Genomic DNA, 19368 nt, shown 5'->3' on the forward strand with positions numbered 1-19368 from the left:
GGTCACTATGCCGTCCAGACGGCCGGCGCGGGTGAGGGCGCTGCGGTCAACGGCCCTGCAGGTACAGCAGCGCCTCGGGCAGCGCCTCGCGCCACGTGACCCAGTTGTGCCCGCTGGGGTACTCACGGTACTGGTGCTCCAAGCCGTGGTCCGCGAACAGCGCAGCCATGCGGCGGTTCGGGCCGGTCAGCCACTCCAGCGTGCCGGTGTCCAGGCTGGTCTTCAGGTGCGAGGGCGGCGCGCTGCTCAGGCGCTCGCGCAGCCACTCCCCCGCCGTGGTCGTGTCGATCACGCCGTCCGCACCCGCCGCGCCGGGCCGGGCGATGAAGGCCCCGCTGTGGCTCGCCACCCTCGCGAACAGGTTCGGGTGCGCGCTGCCCAGGTACAGGCTGGTCAGGCCGCCCAGGCTCGCGCCCCACAGGCCCCGCACCGAGGGCGTGACGTGCACCCCCTCGACCCGCGGGAAGACCTCGCCGGTCAGGAAGTCGAGGTACCGGTCATTGACGTAATACTCCTCGTTTCGGTCGCCCGGTTCCACGAACACCAGGACCGCGCCGCTGGCCTGCCCGCGCTCGACCGCGCGGTCCATCACCTCGCCCAGGCGACCGGTGCGGTAGAAGGCCACGCCGTCCTGCACGTAGTACACCGGGGTCGGCGTGGCCGGATCGTGGCCGTGCGGGGTGTACACGATGGCGCGGCGCGTGCCGGAAAACACCCCGCCGGGCCAGCTCAGACGGTGGGCGGTGCCCCTGCGGGCGGCGTCCTCGCCCAGCCACAGGGGATGGCGCGCATACACGCCGACCTCTGCGGCGCGCGGGTACGGCCACCACGGGTTCAGGGACCGCCGGTCGTTGTCGGGGTCAGCGAAGGCCTCTCCCGCCGCGTCCACCCACGCGTACTCCACCCACGCGCCGCGCGGCAGCGTCAGCTCGATCGGCGTGCCCGCCACCACCGGCAGCGGGTCGCGCTTTCGCCAGTCGGTCATATCTCCGATCAGGCCCACTGCGCCCGGTGGGGGAGTGAAGGTCACGCGCTGTCCGGACACGGAAACGGCCATACGCAGGAGTGTAGGGGCTGGCTGGGCTCCGGCGGCGTCAGCGGGCACGGACCGCGGAGGTCCGCTCCGCTGCTCTCCGAGCTAGAGCATGCTCCACTCCTGCCGGCCAGCGCAGGAGGTCAACGGCCCGGATCTGGGGCTGCAGGTCAGACCTCTCCGTACGGAGTGCAGGTTCCCCAGGACCGGGTTCAGGTCAGCGGCGGCCCGCTTACGGTGCGGCGGTGCTTACACCGAACCTTCCTGCCGGGTGCGCTGCCCGCCGTAGCCCCGGTACTCCTCGCGCAGTTCACGCTTGAGGAACTTGCCGGTCGCGCCGATCGGGATGTGGTCGGTCAGCACCGTCGCGTCCGGCAGCCACCACTTGGCGAACTTCGGCGCGATGAACGCGATCAGTTCCTCGTGTGTGACGGTCTGGCCGGGCCGGGGCACCACCACGGCCAGGGGCCGCTCGTCCCAGCGCGGATCGTCCATGGCGATCACCGCGCACTGCGCGACCGCCGGGTGCGCCATGATGGCGTTTTCCAGGTCTACCGAGCCGATCCACTCGCCCCCGGACTTGATCAGGTCCTTGCTGCGGTCCTGGATGTGCATGTAGCCGCGCGCGTCCAGCGTGGCGATGTCGCCGGTGTCGAACCACAGCTTGCCGTCCATGCTGAAGAAGTTCGCCTGGCCCTCGCCCTTGAAGTAGCTGTCCGCCACCCACGGCCCGCGCGTGATCAGGCGGCCCATGGTCTTGCCGTCGTGCGGCAGCTTGTGGCCGTCATCGTCGATGAGTTCCAGCTCGATCAGCGGCACGGTGCGGCCCTGCTTGGCGCGCAGCGCGTAGCCCTCGTCGCTGACCGGGTCGACGCCGGCCGGAATGGAACTGGCGGTGCCCAGCGGGTGCGTCTCGGTCATGCCCCACGCGTGCAGGAGGCTCAGGCCGTGGCGGTCCTCGAAGGCGCGGATCAGCGCCTCGGGTGCGGCGCTGCCGCCCACGATCAGGCTCTGCAGGGCGCTCAGGTCGTACGGCGTGCCGGCGCTCCGGGCGCGGTCGAGTTCGCCCAGCAGCCCCATCCAGATGGTGGGTACGCCCGCCGTGATGGTCACGCGCTCGTCCTGGAGCAGCCCGGCGAGGCTGGGGCCGTCGCTGAACACGCCGGCGTACACCTGCTGCGCGCCATACATCGCGCAGGTGTACGGCAGGCCCCACGCGTTCACGTGGAACATCGGCACGATGGGCAGCACGGTGTCGGCCTCGCCCACGTTCAGGCAGTCCTTGGGCGCGCTCGCCAGCGAATGCAGCACGGTGGAGCGGTGCGAGTACACCACGCCCTTCGGGTTGCCGGTCGTGCCGCTGGTGTAGCACATGGCGGCCGCCTCGTTCTCCTGCAGGTCCGGCAGCGCTTCCAGCGGCGTGCTGGACTCCACGAAGGCGTCATAGTCGAGCACGCCCGGGATCGCCTGCGGGAGCGGTCCCATCACGATGACGTGCTCCAGCGCGGGGCACGCGGCGCGCAGCGCGGGAATCATCGCGGCGAAGACGTTCTCGACGATCAGCACGCGGTCCTCGGCGTGGTTGAGGATCCACGCGACCTGCTCGGGGTGCAGGCGGATGTTCACGGTATGCAGCACCAGCCCGGCACTCGGCACGCCCAGGTACGCTTCCAGGTGCCGGTACGAGTTCACGGCCAGCGTCGCCACGCGGTCGCCGCGCGTGAGGCCCAGGCCCTTCAGGCCGCCGCCGAGTTTCAGGGCGCGGTCGGCGACCTCGCCGTAGGTGGTGCGGTGCTTGCGGGGGATGGGACTGCCCTTCTCATCGCGACCGGCGACCAGCAGGCTCACGATCTCCCGGTGCCGGTAGAGGGTGCGGGCGCGTTCCAGAATGAACGGCACCGTGAGCTGGACATCCATCATGTTGCCTTGCATACCTTGACCTCCGCGGGCGGACACGGCCCCACGACCCCGTGCCGGGCCGGACGCGCTCGTCTCTGTCTGTGCGGCCAGTATAGGTGACGGGCGCCTTTTTGGACTCGCGTCAAGTTTCCGAGCCGCAGTCCGGGCAGTCACCCGCGGCACGGTCGGTCAGCGGGTCACGGGCTCCGGCGGCCGGGCCTGCACACCGTCCCGCCGGGGCCGTGGCCCGGCCGGCACCGGGACGCCCGCGCCGCCCTCGCGGTCATCCCGTCCGTCCCGGCGCGGCGAGGGTTCGGCGCCGCGGTCGGCGCGGCGCCGCAGCCAGCCCTTCAGTTCACGGAGCATGCACCAGCGTGCGCGTTCCCCGCGCCGGATGCAAGCGGAGGTGTCAGGTTCCGTCCGCCGCGCGCTGTTCCTGCACGGCGACGCGCTGGAGGTACAGTTCCAGGATCTGCACGGCCGCCGCCTCGTCCAGGTCGGCGGCGCCCAGGGTGCGGGCGCGCTGGGTGGTGAAGCGCTCGTCCTGGTACTCGACCGCGTAGCCCTGCTCCTGCAGGATACGGCCGAAGGCCCGCGCGCGGTCGGCGGCCGGGCTGGGCGCGCCGTCCGTTCGCAGCGGCAGCCCCAGCAGCAGGGTGCCCGCGCCCGTCTCCCGGACCTTCAGCCGGATGGCCTTGAGGTCCAGCGGCAGCCGCCGCCGGTCCACGCTGCCGCGCCCGAACGCCAGCGTGCCCGCGCTGACCGCGAAGCCGATGCGGGACTTGCTGACGTCCAGCGCCAGGACCGGGGCGGGGGAGGGGGACGTCGTCACGCGCGGAGTGTAGCAGCGTGCGGCGGACGCTACGCTGTCGGCATGACCCACGCCGACGTCGTGCTGGTGGAGACCGCAAGCGGTGTCCGCACCCTGACCCTGAACCGCCCGGATCGCCTGAACGCCGCGAACGACGAGCTGCTGTACGCCCTGACCGACGCGCTGGAGGCCGCCGGCGCGGATACTGACGTGCGCGTGGTCGTGATCACCGGGGCCGGCCGCGGCTTCTGCGCCGGGCAGGATCTGGGCGGCGTGTCCGGGCGCAACATGAGCTTCACCGAGCACCTGAACGCCACCTACAACCCGCTGATCCGCACCATCCGCATGCTGGACAAGCCGGTGATCACGGCCGTGAACGGTGTGGCGGCCGGGGCCGGCGCCAGCCTCGCGCTCGCGGGCGACATCCGGCTGTGGGCGCAGAGCGCGCGGCTGATCGAGGTGTTCAGCACCATCGCGCTGATCCCGGACTCGGGCAGCACGTGGTTCCTGCCGCGCCTGGTCGGCTACCACCGCGCCTTCGAGCTGATGGCCCTGGCCGAGCCGGTGCTGGCCGAGGAGGGCCTGCGGGCGGGCCTGTGCGAGCGGGTCTACCCGGACGAGACCTTCCTGGCCGACGTGCAGGCCTACGCCGAGCGCCTCGCGGCGCGGCCCGCGAACGCGCTGGCGCTGACCAAGCGGGCGCTGAACTTCGCGCTGACCAGCACCCTGGACGCCGCGCTGGACCAGGAAGCGGCTCTGCAACAGCTCGCCGGCGACCACCCGGAGCACGCCGAGGGCGTCGCCGCCTTCAAGGAGAAGCGCGCCCCGGACTTCCGCCGGCCCCGCTGACCTGGAAACGGACGTCGCCGCTCCATCCATCGGGGCGGCGACGTTCTGTGGCGGGCTGACGTCTACTTGTCCAGCGGATCGCTGTGGCCCTTCATGTTCTCGGCCTGGTCGAGGGCGTTGTCACGGCGCTGCGGCTCGCGCGCGGCCTCGTTGCCCATGCTGGCGGTGTCCTTGCCGAGCTCGGGCAGCTCGTCGCTGTGCTGCACGGTGGGGTCGGGCGTGGTGGGAACGTCGGTGCGCGTCATGGGGGAGACCTCCGGGGGAACGTAGGGGGTGGCGGGCCGGACCGGGGCGGCCGTGGGGGCGGCGCTGGCCTCGGCGGTCGCCTCGTCTTCCGGGGGATCGCCGAGTTCCTCGATCAGCCGCTCGCGGGCACGGATCTCGTCCTCGACGCGCTTGATGTCGTCGCGCACGCCCTGCAGCACGCTGACCTCGGCGCCCGCGTGGAACGAGCGGCCCAGGCGGGCGTACAGGCCGTCGAGTTCGCGGCCCAGTTGAAAGACCTCGACGCGCAGCCGGGCCACGTGCGCGACTTCCTCACCCCGGCGCTGCACGCGCTGTGCGCCGCGTCTGACCGTGTTCAGGATGCTGTCCAGCATGCCCCCAGTGTGCGCGCCGTCCCCGTGGGCCGGGTGAGGGGGCGTTTAGGAAAGGGCGGGCGGTGGGCCGCGCGCCGTGACGGGCGCGACCTTCCTCCAACCGGGCCGGCGGTACAGTGGCTCCACCATGAACGCTGCCGAGACCCGCGCGCTGCTGCACGCCCTGAACGCCGCCCTGGCCCGCGGACAGGCCGCCGCGATCGCCACGGTGGTCGGCGTGCACGGCAGCGCGTACCGCCGCGAGGGCACCCGCATGCTGGTGCTGGACGACGGCGCGCAGGTATGCATGCTCTCCGGCGGCTGCCTGGAGGCCGAGGTGGTCGAGGTCGCGCTGGAGGTCATCCGCAGCGGCGTGCCGGCCCTGACGCACTACGACCTGTCGGAGGACGCCACGTGGGGCCTGGGCATCGGCTGCGGTGGCAGCGTGGACGTGCGGGTCGAGCGCGTCCAGCCGGGAGACCCGGTGACCGCCGCGTGGCTGGCCGCTCTGGACCGGGGCACCCCGGCCGCGCTGGTCGTGCCGCTGGGGGGGCGCGGTCAGCTGTACGTCGAGCCCGGCGGCCGCGTAATTGGCGAGCTGCCGCCCAGTCTGCGGGCCTTCGCGCAGCAGGCGGCGCAGGAGCGCCTCGCGCAGCTCGAGCCGCGCGCGGTCACCGTGAGCGCGCCCGACGGCACGCCGGTGTTCATCGACGTGAGCACGCCCCCGCCGCAGCTCGTGCTGTACGGGGCCGGGCACGACGCGATGCCCCTCGCCGCGCAGGCGCACGCGCTGGGCTACGACGTGCACGTGATCGACCCACGCGAGGCCTACCTCACGCCCGGCCGTTTCCCCGGCGCGACCCTGCACGCCCTGGCGCCGGACGAGCTGGACGCGTTCACGCCGTCGGACCGCGCGCATCTGGTGATCATGAATCACCACCTCGACCGCGACCGGGTGTGCCTCGCGCACGCGCTGCGCTCGGGCGCGCCGTACGTGGGCGTGCTGGGGCCGCGCAGCCGCGCGCAGGACCTGCTGGCGGCCCTGGCCGACGAGGGACAGACCTTCACGCCGGCGCAGCTGTCCCGCCTGCGCTCGCCGATCGGTCTGCGCTTGGGCGCGGAGGCCCCGGAGGAGGTCGCCATGAGCATCCTCGCGGAACTCATGGCGTGGCGCCGCGGCTACGACGGCTCGTTCCTCAGCGGGCACGCGGGCCGCATTCACGACGCGCACACGCACGCGGCGGCCCCCACCCCCCTGACCCGCGACGTGGCGGCGCCCGCCGCGCCATAGGCGGCCGGCTTCAGCGGGCCATCAGCGCCGGGCCGTATGGTGGACGCATGACGGTTTGCCCAGCCCTGCGCCGCGTGCTCCTGGGAGCCGCGCTGCTCGCGGGCGTGGCGGGCGCGCAGCCCCCGCGTCCGCTGCCGCAGCCCCCGAAACCCGAGACGGTCGGCTTCGCGCAGGTGCAGCGCGTCCTGAACGCCGCGCGCCGGATCACGGCGGCCCTGGAAGCGGGCCCGGTGCTGACTGACCCCGGTCCCGGCCCGGCCGGGCCGCGCACGGTGATCCTGAGCGCGGACGGTCAGGCCGTGGCGCGCGTGGCGCTGCGGCCGGACGGCACGCTCGCCGCGCTCCCCGGCGGCCCGGCCCGGCCCGGCGGGCGGCCCGTGACGCTGGCCGCGGCCGAGGCCGCCCGCCTGAAGGCCGTGGTCGCGTCCCTGACGGTCTCGGGGGCGGTGCAGGTCACGCCGGCCGATTACCGCGTGCCGCTGCTGTCGGGCGGCGTGGTGGTCGCCGTGCTGCGGCTCGACCGCGTGACCCTCGACCCCCGTCCCGACGGCCCGCCGCCCGGCCCGCGCGACCGATAGAATCTCCGCATGTTGCAGGGCGTTTTCTCCTACCTGGATGACACCGGGAATCCTTTGCCGCGCTTCACAGCGCCGCGCTGCCTGCTGGAACGGCAGGCGGTGGGCGGCTGCGGCGCGTGCCACGACGTGTGCCCCCACGAGGCCGTGCAACTCGGGCCGCTGGGCGATTCGGTGACCATCGATCCCCAGCGCTGCACCGGCTGCGGCCTGTGCGTGCAGGTCTGCCCCAGCGGCGCGCTCGAGTACGGCCTGGACGCGCCGCTCCAGAGCGTGCGCGACCAGCACGGCGCGGGCGACGGCGCCAGCCTGACGTGCCCGCAGAGCGGTGCGGGCGGCCCCAGCGTGCCGTGCCTGGGCCGCGTGACGCCTGCGCTGGTCGCCGCGGCGGGCGCGTGGGACACGCCGCTGGACCTCATCCACGGCGAGTGCGCCGGCTGCCCGGTGGGGTCGCCGGACGTGCCGGAGCGGCTGCGGTCGGTGGTCGAGCAGGCCCAGGCGCTGCGTGCTCCGACCGGGCAGCCCGCCCGGGTCACGGTGCGGCCCGCCACCGAAGCGGACGCCGACCGGGCCGTGCGCGTATCGCGGCGCGGGGCCTTCAGTGCGCTGCTGAGGGGCGGCAAGCAGGGCCTGGCGCGGACGCTGCCCGAGTCGCCGCTGCCGTTCCTCGACTGGAGCGTGCCGGAAGACCGCACGCCGCAGGAGTGGACATGGCGCCGGCTGGCGCTGCGGCCCGCGCCCCCAGAGACGGCCGCCGTGCCGTGGCCCGCGCCGCTGGTGGACGAGACCTGTATCGACTGCCCGGTGTGTGCGAACGTCTGCCCGACCGAGGCGATCACGCGCGACCTGCGCCCGGACGGCGGCGTGAACCTGCTGCTGAACCTCTCGGCGTGCACGGGCTGCATGGGCTGCCTGCGCTCGTGCCCGCCGCAGGCCATCCACGAGCAGCGCGAGTGGCTGCCCGCCGCGTTCCGCGCGCCCATCCTGCTGCGGGAAAGCGACTCGGTGATGTGACGCGGGGCGCGTCGCCACGCCGGGGCGCTCCTCGCCCGGCCCTTACGCGCTGCGCCGCCGGCGTGGCTGTTCTGACCGGCGTGCTGGGGCTGGGCGGCGGCGTGAGCGTGGAGGCCCCGGCGCCGGCCCTGACCCTGCACCGCGCGCCCGCCGTGGGCCCCGGCGTGAGCGCCGCCCTGCGCGGCCTCCCGGCCGGCGTCCGCACTGGGCTGCTGGTGGTGGACCTGACGTCCGGCGGGCCGCTCGACACCCTGGCCCCCGACACGCCCCTGATTCCGGCCAGCGTGACGAAACTCGTGACGGCCGCAGGCGTCCTGGCGGACCGGGGCGGAGCGGGCGGGTGGTGGAGCACCGAGCTGACGGTGCCGGCCGCGCAGGTGGGCCGCGCCCGCGTGGACAGCGTGACCCTGCGCGGCAGCGGTGACCCCACCCTGGAGGCGACGCGGGGTCCCTACAGCGTGCGCGCCCTGGCCGCCCAGGCGTACGCGCGGGGCCTGCGGCAGGTGCAGCGCGTGCGCGTCGCGGATCAGGTCCTGGAGGCCGGGGCGTGGGCGGGCGAGCCCATCGACGTGCCCATGACCGGCCTGCGCCTCGCCGGCTGGCACGACCGGCCGCCGGCCACCGCCGCCCAGGCCCACCGGGCACTGGGCGCAGTCCTGATCTCGGAACTGCGCCGGGCCGGGGTGAAGGTCGCCTCGGAGGACGTGGGCTCGGTCCCGGTGACGCCTCCTCCCGCCGCGCCGCCCCGGACGGACGACGCGGGCACGCCCCTGCCGCCGGACGTGCTGATTCCGGTCGCCCGCCGGCCCGAACAGGGGATCGCCAGCGTGCGCTCGGCGTCGCCGGCGGTGGTGCTCGCGGCCACCCTGCGGCCCAGCGACAACCTGCGCGCCGAGGAACTCCTCGCGACCCTCGCCCGCCGCCCCGCCGCCCCCGGCCGCAGCGAGGACGCCCTGTCGCGTGAACGCGCCGCACTGCGCCGTGCGCACGTGGACCTCAGCGGCGTGGTGCTGCACGACGGCAGCGGCCTGGACCGCCGCAACCGCCTCACGCCCCGCGCGCTGGTCGGCCTGCTGCGTGCCCAGTACGACGTGCCCTACCCCGTGCCGGGCACCGCCGGATTGCCCCCGGCCCTGTACGCGGCGCGGCACACCGCCTTCGCGGAACTGCTGCCGCAGGCCGGCACCGGCGAGAGTGTGCCCGCGCACGACGGCCGCGGCGGCACCCTGGCCGGGCGGCTGGTCGGCAGCGGCCTGGACGTCCGTGCCAAGACCGGCACGCTGCCCGGCGTGAGTGCCCTGGCCGGCTACGTCACCGCGCGCAGCGGGCACGTCCTGGCCTTCGCGGTGATCATGAACGGCCCCGAGGACACCCCGATCCTGACGCTGCGGGCCGTGCAGGACGACCTCGTGCGCGCGCTGGCCGCCACGCACTGACCGCCCGTCCAGGCCCTACACTGGGCGCGTGACGAGCGAAGCAGGTGCAGGAGCGGGCATGGCCGTGGTCGTGGCGACCGGGAATCCCGGCAAGGTGCGGGAGATCGAGGAAGCGCTGGGCAGCCTGAACTGGATGCTCCAGGCACTGGGGCCGGTGCCGCTGCCCCCGGAGACCGGCACGACCTACGAGGAGAACGCCGCGCTGAAGGCCTGCGCGGCGGCCGTCGCCACGCACCTGCCCGCCCTGGCCGACGACAGCGGCCTGGAGGTCGAGGCGCTCGGCGGCGAGCCCGGCGTGTACTCCGCGCGCTTCGGCAATGTCGGCAGCGACCTAGAACGCAACGTGCTGCTCCTCGACCGCCTGAAGCGGGCCGACAACCGCCGAGCCAAGTTCGTGTCGGTGGTCATCCTGGCCTATCCGGACGGCCACCTGGAGACATACCGGGGCGAGCTGCACGGCACGCTGCTGGAAGGGCCGCGCGGCGAGAACGGCTTCGGCTACGACCCGCTGTTCGTGCCGGACGGCGACACGCGCACGCTGGCCGAGATGACGGTGGCCGAGAAGCGCGCCGTCAGCCACCGCGGCCGGGCGCTCGCTGCCCTGATGGCCGCGCACCGCGGTGGGCCGCCCGCGCGTCAGGGTTCGGCGCTGGAGTGAGCTGCGGTCCGGTCGAGACCCCATGAACGGGTGAGCCCCGCCGATACGTTCCGTCAGCGGGGCTCACTTCGTCACCGTCTCAGGCGGTCGGCGTGTCGCCGCTCTGGGCGTGCTCGCGCACGTCGTTCTTCAGGCGCTTGAGGATCGCGCCCATGCCGCGCAGGCGCATCGGGGTGATCAGTTCGGTCAGGCCCATGTTCAGGTAGAAGTCGTCCGGGACGTTCAGGATCGTCTCGGGGGACTCGCCGTCCAGCGCCTCGTGCAGGATGCCGGCGTACCCGCGCACGGTGGGCGCTTCCTCGGGCACCTTGAAGTGCAGCTTCACGCCGCCGCCCTGCGCCTCCGTGACCAGGAAGAAGGGGCTGGTGCACTCGGGCACCGGCTGCATGAATTCCGGGTGCTCGACGTACTTCTCGGGCAGGCCCGGCAGCTTCTTGCTGTATTCCAGCAGCGCCTGGAGCCGCAGGGGCTTGGGCGCGCTCTTGAACAGCGTCACGATGTTCTGGAGCTTCTCCGGCAGGGCACTCGGCGTGGCGGGGTCGGTCATGGCGCCACTGTACGCGCCGCGCCCGGCCCGGAACGTGCCACCTGTCCAGTTGAGCACTTTTGTCAATTTCTGGAGAGTGCGGGTAGAATCCGGGACGGCAGCTCATCCCCACCGGCACCATTCCTGAGGAGGATCAAGACCATGGACTACGCGAAAGACGTGCTCGTGAACACCGACTGGGTCGAGCAGAACCTGAACACGCCCGGCATCCGCCTGATCGAGGTGGACGAGGACATCCTGCTGTACGACACCGGCCACGCCCCCGGCGCCGTCAAGGTCGACTGGCAGCGCGACTTCTGGCACCCGGTCGAGCGCGACTTCATCGGCCCGGACGGAGTCAGCGCGCTGCTCGGCAAGCTCGGCATCAAGGACGGCGACACGCTGGTGCTGTACGGCGACAAGAGCAACTGGTGGGCCGCCTACGCGTACTGGTTCCTGAGCTACAGCGGCGTCAAGAACCCCCTGAAGCTGATGAACGGCGGCCGCCAGAAGTGGATCGCCGAGGGCCGCCCCACCACCACCGACGCGCCCGAACACGCCGCCACCCAGTACCCCCAGCTTCAGCGCGACGACTCGCTGCGCGCGTACCGCGACGAGGTCAAGGCCCACCTGCAGTCCGTTGCGGGCGGGCAGGGCGCCCTGGTGGACGTCCGCAGCCCCGACGAGTTCAGCGGCAAGGTCACGCACATGCCCACGTACCCGCAAGAAGGTGTGCTGCGCGGCGGCCACATCCCCGGCGCGCGCTCCATTCCGTGGGCCAAGGCCACCAACGAGGACGGCACCTTCAAGTCCGCTGACGAGCTGAGCGCCCTGTACGGCGGCGAAGGCGTCACGCCCGACAAGGACGTCATCGCGTACTGCCGCATCGCGGAACGCAGCTCGCACACGTGGTTCGTGCTGCGCGAACTGCTGGGTTACCCCAAGGTGCGCAACTACGACGGCTCGTGGACCGAATGGGGCAACGCGGTGGGCATGCCCATCGAGAAGACCTACTCCGAGGACTGAACCCCAGAAGCGCGGGCGGGATGGAGGGGCACACCCTTCATCCCGCCCGGTTTATGTGCCGGTCCTACCACGTCACGTCGACGGCCTGTCCGGTCTCGGCGCTGCGGATCGCGGCCAGCACCATAGCGAGGCTTTTGATGTTGTCGCTCGCGATCGTCTCCGGCGCGTTCCCGGTGCGCAGTGCCCGCACGGCGTCGCGGATCAGGCCCTCGTGGCCGCCGGTGCGGGCGTCCGGCGCGGCCGCAGGTAGCTCCAGCTCCTCGAAGGTCGAGTGGAAGCCGCCGGTGCCCGTGACCAGCGCGGCCCGTGGGTGGTCGCCGCCGTCCCAGCGCACGGTGCCCTGCGTGCCGATCACGCGCCACTCGGACTCCCAGGTGGTGGGGAAGCCCTCGGCGCACCACGAGCCGCGGTACGTGAAGACGACCCCGCCGGTCATCTCGAACACCGCCACGGCGTTCGCGCCGTGCGCGTACCACGACCCGGCCGGATTCCACTCGTGGCAGTGCACGCGCACCGGGTCCTGCCCACAGATCAGGCGGGCGGCGTCGAAGGTGTGGATCGCCATGTCGAGCAGCAGCACGTGCTGCATCGCGTCGCGGAACCCACCGAAGTGCGCGCCGATGAAGAAGTCCGCGTGCAGGGCCGTCAGGTCGCCCAGGCGCCCGCTCTCCACGAACTGCCGCACGCGCCGGATGTTCGGGTCGTAGCGCCGGTTCTGCACGACCGCGTGGTACACCCCGGCGTCCTGCCCCGCCTGCACCATCTCCTGGGCGCGCTCCAGCGTGTCGGCCAGCGGCTTCTCGCCCAGCACGCCCACGCCGCGCGCGAAGGCCGTCAGCGCGGTCGCGTGGTGCGCTTCCGGGACGGTGCAGTCGAAGACCACATCTGGCCGCGTGGCCGCGAGCATGGCGTCCAGATCCGTCCCGGTCTGGGCGTGCAGGAGGCCGAACTCGGCCTGCCGGGCCTGCGCGGCCTCCCCATGCAGGTCGACCAGCCCCACGACCTCCAGTCCGTCCATGGTGGCCGCCACCTTCAGCCACGCGGCGCTCATGCCGCCGCAGCCGACCAGCACGGCGCGCACTGGCCGGTTGTCCGGGACACGGGAGAAGTCGGGCGTCATCCTCTGGCGCTCATATGGGGAGGAGCACGCGGGCGCCGCGGGCGGGCACCGGCACGGTCTTGCACGGGCACAGCTCGAAGGTCTCGCCGGTGAGCGCGTCGCGGTACCGGGCCTTCGGGACGTCGGTCAGGGGCAGGTCGGCGCTGGACCGGCCCGTGTTCATCGCGACCATGGCGTGCCCGGCCGCGTGCTCGCGCAGGTACACCAGCGCGTCGCCGTGGGCGTGCAGCACCCGGAAGTCCCCACCGCGGAGCGCCGGCGTGGCGTGCCGGGCGGCGATCAGGGCGCGCGTCAGGGCCAGGGTGGTGTGGTCCCACGCGCCCTCGTCCCACGGGAAGGCGCGGCGGCAGTCGGGGTCCGGGCCGCCCGGCAGGCCGATCTCGTCGCCGTAGTAGATGCACGGGGCGCCCACGTAGGTCATCAGGAAGGTCAGGGCCAGGCGGTAGGCGCTGGCGTCGCCGCCCACCGCTGTCAGGTAGCGCGCGGTGTCGTGTGAGTCGAGCAGGTTCAGCTGCGCGCGCACGATGTCCGGGTGGTACAGGTTCTTGACCTCGGTCATGCGGCGGCCGAACGCGGCGGCGTCCATGGCGTCCACGTGCCCGGTGCCGCTGCGCTCGTTCATGGGGTGGTCCAGCGTGTGCGCGCCGAAGAACGCCAGACACGGCCGCGTGAAGTGGTAGTTCATGACCGCGTCGAACTGGTCGCCGGCCAGCCAGCGGTGCGCGTCGCCCCAGATCTCGCCGACGATGTACGCCTCGGGGTTGATGGCCTTGACCCGGCGCCGGAACTCCTGCCAGAACGAGTCGTCGTCGATCTCGTTGGGCACGTCCAGCCGCCAGCCGTCGATGCCCTGGCGCGCCCAGTACTCGGCCACGTCCCACAGGAACGCGCGCACCGCCGGGTGGTTGGTGTTGAACTTCGGCAGCGCGCGGTTGCCCCACCACGCGGCGTAGTGCGCGGGCTGCGCGTCGTCGTAGGCGTGCAGCGGCCAGCCGTCCACATGGAACCACTCGCGGTACGCGCTCGCCTCGCCCTGCTCCAGCAGGTCGTTGAACTGGAAAAAGCCGCGGCTGGCGTGGTTGAACACCCCGTCCAGCACGACCTTCAGGCCGCGCGCGTGGGCCGCGTCGATCAGGGCGCGCAGGGCCTCGTTGCCGCCCAGCATGGGGTCCACCTGGTAGTAGTCGTGCGTGTGGTAGCGGTGGTTGCTGGCCGACTGGAACACCGGGCAGAAGTAGATGGCGTTCACACCCAGGCTGGCGATGTGGTCGAGCCTGTCCACGACGCCCCACAGGTCGCCGCCCATGTACCGGTGGAAGTGCGGCGTGTCCCCCCACGGCTGGAGGTTCAGCCCCGTGACGCGGCCGCTGCGCGCGAAGCGGTCCGGGAAGATCTGGTAGAAGACCGCGTCCTGCACCCAGGCAGGCGTGATCGGGCGGGCGTCCTGAAGCGGGGCGGGCGTGGGGGACATGACGCCGTCAGCATAGCCCGAACGCGCTTTCAGCCGTCTGACTGTTCAGCCGCGGAGCGGTCGGCCCAGTCCCGCAGGAACGCCCTCGCTTCATCGGCCGTGCCCACCTCGCCCAGGGCCGCCGCCTCCGCCACGGCGCGCACGGCCTCGCCCACCCTCGGCCCGGGCGCGAGGTCCAGCAGCGCCATCACCTCCCGGCCGTCCAGCAGCGGGCGGGGTGGGGCCGGCTGCTCCTCCAGCGCCGTCAGCACGCGGTCCATGGCGCGGGCATACGCCAGCCGGGACGCGGGCGAACTGCTCGGGCCACGCGCCGCCTCGCGGTCGGCCAGCATCACGCTCAGCAGGTCCGGCAGCAGCGCCCGGCGCCGGTGCACGAAGCGCCGCGCCTCGCGCTCCCCGGCCGGCAGGGGCACCATGTGCGCCCCCACCAGCGCGGCGGCGTGCGCCACATCGTCTGCCGGCAGCTTCAGGCGGCGCAGCACCTGCGTGGTCACGGCCGCGCCGACCTTGTCGTGCCCGTGGAACGAGATCCGCCCCGAATCCGGATCGCGGGCCAGCGTGCGCGGCTTGCCCACGTCGTGCAGCAGCGCTCCCCAGCGCAGCGGCAGCGGAGCGTCCGGCCGCCGAGCCAGCAACTGGTGCAGCGCCTCGACCCCGTGATGGAACACGTCCAGGTGGTGAAAGCCGCCCTGAACGAGCCCAATGCCCTCGCGCAGTTCCGGCACGGTCAGGGCGAGCAGGCCCAGCTCCTCCAGCCGCAGCACGCCGCGCGCCGCGTCCCGGTGGAGCAGCAGGGCGTGCACCTCGTCCCGCACGCGCTCCCACGCCGGAAGCGGCAGCGTCCCCGACGCGAGGTCCGCCACCACCCGCCGCACCGCCACCTCCGTACCGGGCTCCAGCCGGAACGCCAGCGTCACCTCGAAGCGCGCCGCCCGCCACACGCGCAGCGGATCGGCCCGCAGGTTTGCCTCCGAGACCATCCGCAGCCGCCGGGCCCGCAGGTCACGCCGCCCACCTGCCGGGTCGAGGACCTGTCCTCCAGCCGTCAGGGCCACGGCGTTCACGGTGAAATCCCGCCGCGTCAGGTCGGCCGTCACGTCCACGGGCAGCGGCACGAAATCGTGCTGCACACCGCCGGGCGCGTGCACCCGCCAGTAGTCCCGCTCCTCATCCACCACGAAGGCCACGCCGCCCACCGCCCCGGCTACGGCTCTGGCCGCGCCCGCCGGTTCCGGTACCGCCCAGTCGAAATCCCGTGCCGGCACGCCGCGCAGCCAGTCGCGGGCCGCGCCGCCCACCAGCACGCCGCCGGGCGGAAACGGCGGCAGGGGAGGGCGGCGGCGGAACATCTGTCCATGCTAGCCGCGTGGGGTGCGCCCACGCTGCGCACCGTGGCTTAAGCCTTGCTGCCCACCCCCCATACCTGCTACAGTGCGCGGCGCTGAGGGGGCTTAGCTCAGCGGGAGAGCATCCGCTTTGCAAGCGGAGGGTCTGGGGTTCGAATCCCCAAGCCTCCACCAATGAGAACCGCGCCTGGTGCGCGGTTTTTCTATTCATCCCTCTCTCGGGTCGCGGCCCGCGCCTCGGCTGTGAAGTTTTCATGATCCGGACGTGAAGCCGGGCCGGTACGCTGAGGTGCATGCATCGCCGTATGGGTCGTCTGGAACGGGCCGTGCCGACGTTGGCGCACCGGCTCGCCCTGACCTTCGCGGGGCTGTCCGCGCTGGGCGCGCTGATCCTGCTGGGCGTGATCCTGCCGGCCGGGACTGCCCAGCTCGAAGCGCAGCAGCGGCGGCTGCTGACACAGGTGGCGGTGGTGGCGGCGCAGTCGCTGGACCGCACCATGGCGGAACGCTACCGGGACGTGCTCCTGACGCGCTCGCTGACCGAGCTGCGAGGGGGCACGCCCGCACAGCAGCGGCAGGTCCTGGAGCAGTTGCGTCAGGGCAGTCCGGAACTGGCGTGGGTGGGCGTCACCGATCCGGCGGGCACGGTCCGCGCGGCCACGGGCGGCCTGCTGGAGGGCGTCAGCGTCTCGCGGCGGCCGTGGTTCCGGGCGGGTCGCCGTGGGCCGGCGGTGCAGGACGTCCACCCAGCCCTGCTGCTGTCGGCTGTGCTGCCCAGGCCGGCCAGCGGAGAACCGCTGCGCTTCGTGGACATCAGCGCGCCGGTGATTGACGCGGCAGGCCGCGTGCGGGGCGTGATCGGCGCGCACCTCAGCTGGGCGTGGGCGCAGGCTGTAGAGCAGGACGCGCTGGCCCTGGCCGGCAGCGCCCAGCAGGTCGAGGTGCTGATCCTCAACCGGCAGGGTGTGGTGATCCACGGCCCGGACGAGCTGCTGGGCCAGGCGCTGTCCGGGCCGCCGGACGTGCGGCGCGCGCGCCCGGGCGCCCGTGGGGACGCGACGGTCACGTGGCAGGGCACGTCGTACCTGGTGGGGTACGCCGTCACGGGCGCCGGGGCGGTGTACCCCGGCGTGAGCTGGCGGGTGCTGGTGCGGCAGGACGCGGCCGTGGTGCGCGCGCAGGCGCAGGGGCTGCGGCGCCAGATCGAGCTGTGGGGCATCCTGGGGGTGCTGGTCTCGGCGCTGGTGGCCTACGCGGCGGCGCGCACGGTCAGCCGGCCGCTGGGCCTGTTGACGACCGCCGCGCTGGGCCTTGGGCGCGGCGGGAGCACACAGGGCCTGCCGAGGCTGCGGCAGTACGCGGAGGTCGATCACCTGTCGGCGGCGCTGCACGACCTGTGGGAGGGGCGCCGGGCGGCCGAGGCCGAGCAGGCCCAGCTGACCGCCACCCTGGAGCAGCGGGTGAACGCGCGCACGGCCCAGCTCACTGAGTCGAACGAGGCGCTGGACGCGTTCACGGCGTCCGTGTCGCATGACCTGCGCACGCCCATCCGTCACGTGGCCGGATACACGTCGATCCTGCGCCGGGCGCTCGTGCAGGGGGACACGGCGAAGGTGGAGCGGGCGGTGGGCACCATCGAGCAGGCCGCCGCGCAGATGGACGCCATGACCGAGGCGCTACTGGAGTTCGCCCGCACGTCGCAGGTGCCGCTCACGCGCCGTGCGGTGAACCTTGAGCAGCTGGTCACGGCGGCGCAGGAGCGCCTGGCCCGCGACCTCGACGGCCTGGACGTGCAGTGGCAGGTGGACCCCCTGCCGACGGTGATGGGCGACGCCGCGCTGCTTCAGCAGGTGGTGACGAACCTGCTGTCGAACGCCGCGAAGTACGCGCGGGACCGGCGCCCGGCGGTCATCCGCGTCACGGCGCAGACGCAGCCCGGCGAGTGGCGGGTGGAGGTGCACGACAACGGCGTGGGCTTCGCGCCGGAGCAGGCGGGGCGGCTGTTCGGCCTGTTCCAGCGGCTGCACCGGGCCTCGGAGTTCGAGGGCACCGGCGTGGGCCTGGCGAACGTGCGCCGGGTGATCCTGCGCCACGGGGGACGCGTGTGGGCCGAGGGCCGGCTGGGCCATGGAGCGACCTTCGGGTTCAGCCTGCCGCGCACCGAGTGACGCGCCGGCGGCCGGGCTTCCCGGCGTGGTCCGTCAGGTCCGCAGCTGCCGCACCTCGGCGAGCACCGTGTCGGCGTCCTGGGCGGGATCGACGTCCCGCCAGTGCCGCACGACCACGTTGTCCGGATCGAGCAGGAACGTGTCGCGGCGCGGCCGGCGCACGGTCTCGTCGGGCCACGGCTCGCCCAGCACCCCGAACAGCGTGCTCAGGACCTGCTCACCGTCGTCCAGCAGCGGGTACCCCAGCACGCACAGGTCCCGGAAGGCGAGCTGGTCCTGCCGGGGGTCACCGTTGATTCCGACAACGTCCACGCCCAGCGCCTGGAACTGGTCGTACACGCGCTGGTAGCGCCGGGCCTGCAACTGGCAGTGGGTGGTCGTCGTTTTCGGGAAGAAGAACAGCACGCGCCACCGGCCGGGCGCCGGCGCGTACGGCGCGCCGGACGCCTGCACGGCTGTGAATGCGGGAACGGTCTCGCCCTGCTGAACGGTCATGAGGGCAGTCTAGGAAGGGAGTGCGTGGGTCAGATGTGCGCGCCCCGGCGGCCGTCCCGTCATTCCGGCGGGGCGTCCGCCGCCGGTCCGGCCGTGGGCAGCGGTTCGGGGCTGAGCAGCTCGTTGGCGCGCACGAAGGCCTCCATGAAGCGCGGCTCGATCTCGGTCTGGGTGCGGTACGCGCGCACGGCCTCCAGCTTGCGGCCGCGCTGCTCGGGCGTCAGGTCCACCCGCGTCCACGGCAGGCGGTTCGCCAGGGGCGGCACGGTCAGCGGCAGCGCCTCGTGCAGGCCCTTGGGCACCGGCCACTCCAGGCCGCCGTGCACCACCCAGTAGCGCAGGCGGTCGGCCTGGTGGCGGCGGCTCATGAGCTGCAGCGCGATATACGACAGCGTGTGGTGGTCCGTGTGGAAATCCTGCGGCGCCGGCGCGAGCACCACGTCCGGCTGGACCCGGTCTAGCACCCGCGTGAGGTCCGCCTCGAGCGCCTGGCCGGTGAACGGCGCGTCCGGGGTGAGGGCGCCCGTCACGTACACGGCGTCGGCGCGGGTGCGGGGCGCGGTGTAGGGGACGGTGAAGTTCGTGGTGAACAGCCGGAACAGGCCGCCGTCGGGGTAGCCCAGCATGTAGGTGCGCTGGGCCGGCACGCCCAGCACCGCCGCCGCCCGGCGCGCCTCGCCCACACGGGTGTCGCCCAGCGCGCGCATGTTCTGCGGGCCGGGGCGCAGGGTGCGCTCGGTCAGGGCCGCGTCGAACTCGAAGCCGTCGCCGGCCGTCATCCACGCGATGGACACCTGCGCGCCGGCCGCCTGCGCCTGCTGGATCATGCCTGCGCAGCACAGCGTCTCGTCGTCGGGGTGAGGGGAGAGCATCAACACCCGCTGCCCGGCGCGGAACGGCGTGGCGGCCGGCAGTGCGGCGACGCGCGCGCTGCTGCGGTCGAACACGCGGCTCACCAGCGGCAGGTTGATCCACGCGGCCAGCGCCGCCAGCGCCAGCACCACGGCACCGGTCCAGAGGCGGGAGCGGCGCGGCGCGGACAGTCGGGTCATCCCCACCACTCTAGAGGGCC

Annotated in this window: 19 protein-coding genes, 1 tRNA gene and 1 pseudogene; 9 read left to right on the forward strand and 12 right to left on the reverse strand. The window is 73.3% G+C overall.

Annotated features, from left to right (window positions below):
* Positions 1-46: 46 nt before the first annotated feature.
* From HNQ07_RS00925 to ruvX, 4 genes are all read right to left on the reverse strand, one after another.
* A complete protein-coding gene (locus HNQ07_RS00925) occupies positions 47-1057 on the reverse strand; it encodes an alpha/beta hydrolase (RefSeq protein WP_184108935.1) in 1011 nt (336 codons plus the stop codon).
* A 225-nt stretch (positions 1058-1282) separates the two neighbouring features.
* Positions 1283-2965, reverse strand: a complete 1683-nt coding sequence (locus tag HNQ07_RS00930; protein WP_184108937.1) for a long-chain fatty acid--CoA ligase — start codon at positions 2963-2965, stop codon at positions 1283-1285.
* 156 nt (positions 2966-3121) lie between these two features.
* Positions 3122-3298 (reverse strand): hypothetical protein, encoded by a 177-nt coding sequence (locus HNQ07_RS00935; protein ID WP_184108939.1) that lies wholly within the window; start codon positions 3296-3298, stop codon positions 3122-3124.
* 43 nt (positions 3299-3341) lie between these two features.
* Entirely contained in the window at positions 3342-3764 is a 423-nt protein-coding gene (gene ruvX, locus HNQ07_RS00940; RefSeq protein ID WP_184108941.1) for a Holliday junction resolvase RuvX, read from the reverse strand.
* Between the two features lie 42 nt (positions 3765-3806).
* Here ruvX and HNQ07_RS00945 point away from each other — a divergent pair, with 42 nt between their 5' ends.
* Positions 3807-4592, forward strand: a complete 786-nt coding sequence (locus tag HNQ07_RS00945) for an enoyl-CoA hydratase-related protein (RefSeq protein ID WP_184108943.1) — start codon at positions 3807-3809, stop codon at positions 4590-4592.
* A 62-nt stretch (positions 4593-4654) separates the two neighbouring features.
* Here HNQ07_RS00945 and HNQ07_RS00950 read toward each other — a convergent pair whose 3' ends face one another.
* A complete protein-coding gene (locus HNQ07_RS00950; RefSeq protein WP_184108945.1) occupies positions 4655-5191 on the reverse strand; it encodes a hypothetical protein in 537 nt (178 codons plus the stop codon).
* A 127-nt stretch (positions 5192-5318) separates the two neighbouring features.
* On the opposite strand from HNQ07_RS00950, the gene HNQ07_RS00955 reads away from it, so the two are divergent.
* From HNQ07_RS00955 to rdgB, 5 genes are all read left to right on the forward strand, one after another.
* Positions 5319-6461: an XdhC family protein gene (locus tag HNQ07_RS00955; protein WP_184108947.1), complete on the forward strand. Its 1143-nt coding sequence runs from the start codon at positions 5319-5321 to the stop codon at positions 6459-6461.
* A gap of 47 nt (positions 6462-6508) precedes the next feature.
* Positions 6509-7039: a hypothetical protein gene (locus HNQ07_RS00960; RefSeq protein WP_184108949.1), complete on the forward strand. Its 531-nt coding sequence runs from the start codon at positions 6509-6511 to the stop codon at positions 7037-7039.
* 9 nt (positions 7040-7048) lie between these two features.
* Positions 7049-8050 carry an ATP-binding protein gene (locus HNQ07_RS00965; protein WP_184108951.1) on the forward strand — a complete coding sequence of 334 codons (1002 nt, stop codon included), beginning with the start codon at positions 7049-7051 and terminating at the stop codon, positions 8048-8050.
* 62 nt (positions 8051-8112) lie between these two features.
* Positions 8113-9486, forward strand: coding sequence for a D-alanyl-D-alanine carboxypeptidase (locus tag HNQ07_RS00970; protein ID WP_184108953.1), 1374 nt, complete (start codon positions 8113-8115; stop codon positions 9484-9486).
* Between the two features lie 58 nt (positions 9487-9544).
* Positions 9545-10144, forward strand: coding sequence for an RdgB/HAM1 family non-canonical purine NTP pyrophosphatase (rdgB, locus tag HNQ07_RS00975; protein ID WP_184109807.1), 600 nt, complete (start codon positions 9545-9547; stop codon positions 10142-10144).
* A 79-nt stretch (positions 10145-10223) separates the two neighbouring features.
* Here rdgB and HNQ07_RS00980 read toward each other — a convergent pair whose 3' ends face one another.
* Positions 10224-10691, reverse strand: coding sequence for a SufE family protein (locus tag HNQ07_RS00980; RefSeq protein WP_184108955.1), 468 nt, complete (start codon positions 10689-10691; stop codon positions 10224-10226).
* A 141-nt stretch (positions 10692-10832) separates the two neighbouring features.
* Here HNQ07_RS00980 and HNQ07_RS00985 point away from each other — a divergent pair, with 141 nt between their 5' ends.
* A complete protein-coding gene (locus HNQ07_RS00985; protein ID WP_184108957.1) occupies positions 10833-11696 on the forward strand; it encodes a sulfurtransferase in 864 nt (287 codons plus the stop codon).
* Between the two features lie 64 nt (positions 11697-11760).
* Here HNQ07_RS00985 and HNQ07_RS00990 read toward each other — a convergent pair whose 3' ends face one another.
* The 4 genes and pseudogenes from HNQ07_RS00990 to HNQ07_RS01000 all read right to left on the reverse strand — a co-directional run bounded on the left by HNQ07_RS00990 (position 11761) and on the right by HNQ07_RS01000 (position 15636).
* Positions 11761-12459: a Gfo/Idh/MocA family protein gene (locus HNQ07_RS00990; protein WP_373297951.1), complete on the reverse strand. Its 699-nt coding sequence runs from the start codon at positions 12457-12459 to the stop codon at positions 11761-11763.
* A pseudogene (locus tag HNQ07_RS24505) lies at positions 12439-12816 on the reverse strand (Gfo/Idh/MocA family protein); the annotation flags it as partial. The gene HNQ07_RS00990 and the pseudogene HNQ07_RS24505, both read right to left, overlap by 21 nt.
* Before the next feature lie 10 nt (positions 12817-12826).
* Positions 12827-14287, reverse strand: coding sequence for a glycoside hydrolase family 13 protein (locus HNQ07_RS00995; RefSeq protein WP_184108961.1), 1461 nt, complete (start codon positions 14285-14287; stop codon positions 12827-12829).
* A gap of 29 nt (positions 14288-14316) precedes the next feature.
* Entirely contained in the window at positions 14317-15636 is a 1320-nt protein-coding gene (locus tag HNQ07_RS01000; RefSeq protein ID WP_184108963.1) for an HD domain-containing protein, read from the reverse strand.
* A gap of 96 nt (positions 15637-15732) precedes the next feature.
* Between HNQ07_RS01000 and HNQ07_RS01005 the strand changes: the two genes are divergently transcribed.
* Together HNQ07_RS01005 and HNQ07_RS01010 are read left to right on the forward strand one after the other, a co-directional pair.
* Positions 15733-15807, forward strand: a tRNA-Ala gene (locus HNQ07_RS01005).
* A gap of 119 nt (positions 15808-15926) precedes the next feature.
* Complete coding sequence (locus HNQ07_RS01010) at positions 15927-17801, forward strand: sensor histidine kinase (protein ID WP_184108965.1); 1875 nt, start codon at positions 15927-15929, stop codon at positions 17799-17801.
* Between the two features lie 33 nt (positions 17802-17834).
* Here the strand turns inward: HNQ07_RS01010 and HNQ07_RS01015 are convergent, their stop codons facing one another.
* Both HNQ07_RS01015 and HNQ07_RS01020 read right to left on the reverse strand, forming a co-directional pair.
* Positions 17835-18296: a peroxiredoxin gene (locus HNQ07_RS01015; protein WP_184108967.1), complete on the reverse strand. Its 462-nt coding sequence runs from the start codon at positions 18294-18296 to the stop codon at positions 17835-17837.
* 59 nt (positions 18297-18355) lie between these two features.
* A complete protein-coding gene (locus tag HNQ07_RS01020) occupies positions 18356-19348 on the reverse strand; it encodes a PIG-L deacetylase family protein (protein WP_184108969.1) in 993 nt (330 codons plus the stop codon).
* Positions 19349-19368 lie beyond the last annotated feature (20 nt).

Source organism: Deinococcus metalli, from assembly GCF_014201805.1.
Classification (GTDB): Bacteria; Deinococcota; Deinococci; order Deinococcales; family Deinococcaceae; genus Deinococcus; species Deinococcus metalli.

What these genes read in the sequence shown, in the direction of transcription:
- HNQ07_RS01015 (WP_184108967.1), bottom strand. Translation starts at nt 18,296, where the DNA reads ATGACCGTTCAGCAGGGCGAGACCGTTCCCGCATTCACAGCCGTGCAG.
- HNQ07_RS00930 (WP_184108937.1), bottom strand. Translation starts at nt 2,965, where the DNA reads ATGCAAGGCAACATGATGGATGTCCAGCTCACGGTGCCGTTCATTCTG.
- HNQ07_RS01020 (WP_184108969.1), bottom strand. Translation starts at nt 19,348, where the DNA reads ATGACCCGACTGTCCGCGCCGCGCCGCTCCCGCCTCTGGACCGGTGCC.
- HNQ07_RS00985 (WP_184108957.1), top strand. Translation starts at nt 10,833, where the DNA reads ATGGACTACGCGAAAGACGTGCTCGTGAACACCGACTGGGTCGAGCAG.
- HNQ07_RS00980 (WP_184108955.1), bottom strand. Translation starts at nt 10,691, where the DNA reads ATGACCGACCCCGCCACGCCGAGTGCCCTGCCGGAGAAGCTCCAGAAC.
- HNQ07_RS00990 (WP_373297951.1), bottom strand. Translation starts at nt 12,459, where the DNA reads ATGGTGCAGGCGGGGCAGGACGCCGGGGTGTACCACGCGGTCGTGCAG.
- HNQ07_RS00960 (WP_184108949.1), top strand. Translation starts at nt 6,509, where the DNA reads ATGACGGTTTGCCCAGCCCTGCGCCGCGTGCTCCTGGGAGCCGCGCTG.
- HNQ07_RS00955 (WP_184108947.1), top strand. Translation starts at nt 5,319, where the DNA reads ATGAACGCTGCCGAGACCCGCGCGCTGCTGCACGCCCTGAACGCCGCC.
- HNQ07_RS01000 (WP_184108963.1), bottom strand. Translation starts at nt 15,636, where the DNA reads ATGTTCCGCCGCCGCCCTCCCCTGCCGCCGTTTCCGCCCGGCGGCGTG.
- HNQ07_RS00950 (WP_184108945.1), bottom strand. Translation starts at nt 5,191, where the DNA reads ATGCTGGACAGCATCCTGAACACGGTCAGACGCGGCGCACAGCGCGTG.
- HNQ07_RS01010 (WP_184108965.1), top strand. Translation starts at nt 15,927, where the DNA reads ATGCATCGCCGTATGGGTCGTCTGGAACGGGCCGTGCCGACGTTGGCG.
- HNQ07_RS00995 (WP_184108961.1), bottom strand. Translation starts at nt 14,287, where the DNA reads ATGTCCCCCACGCCCGCCCCGCTTCAGGACGCCCGCCCGATCACGCCT.
- HNQ07_RS00945 (WP_184108943.1), top strand. Translation starts at nt 3,807, where the DNA reads ATGACCCACGCCGACGTCGTGCTGGTGGAGACCGCAAGCGGTGTCCGC.
- HNQ07_RS00965 (WP_184108951.1), top strand. Translation starts at nt 7,049, where the DNA reads ATGTTGCAGGGCGTTTTCTCCTACCTGGATGACACCGGGAATCCTTTG.
- rdgB (WP_184109807.1), top strand. Translation starts at nt 9,545, where the DNA reads ATGGCCGTGGTCGTGGCGACCGGGAATCCCGGCAAGGTGCGGGAGATC.
- HNQ07_RS00935 (WP_184108939.1), bottom strand. Translation starts at nt 3,298, where the DNA reads ATGCTCCGTGAACTGAAGGGCTGGCTGCGGCGCCGCGCCGACCGCGGC.
- HNQ07_RS00925 (WP_184108935.1), bottom strand. Translation starts at nt 1,057, where the DNA reads ATGGCCGTTTCCGTGTCCGGACAGCGCGTGACCTTCACTCCCCCACCG.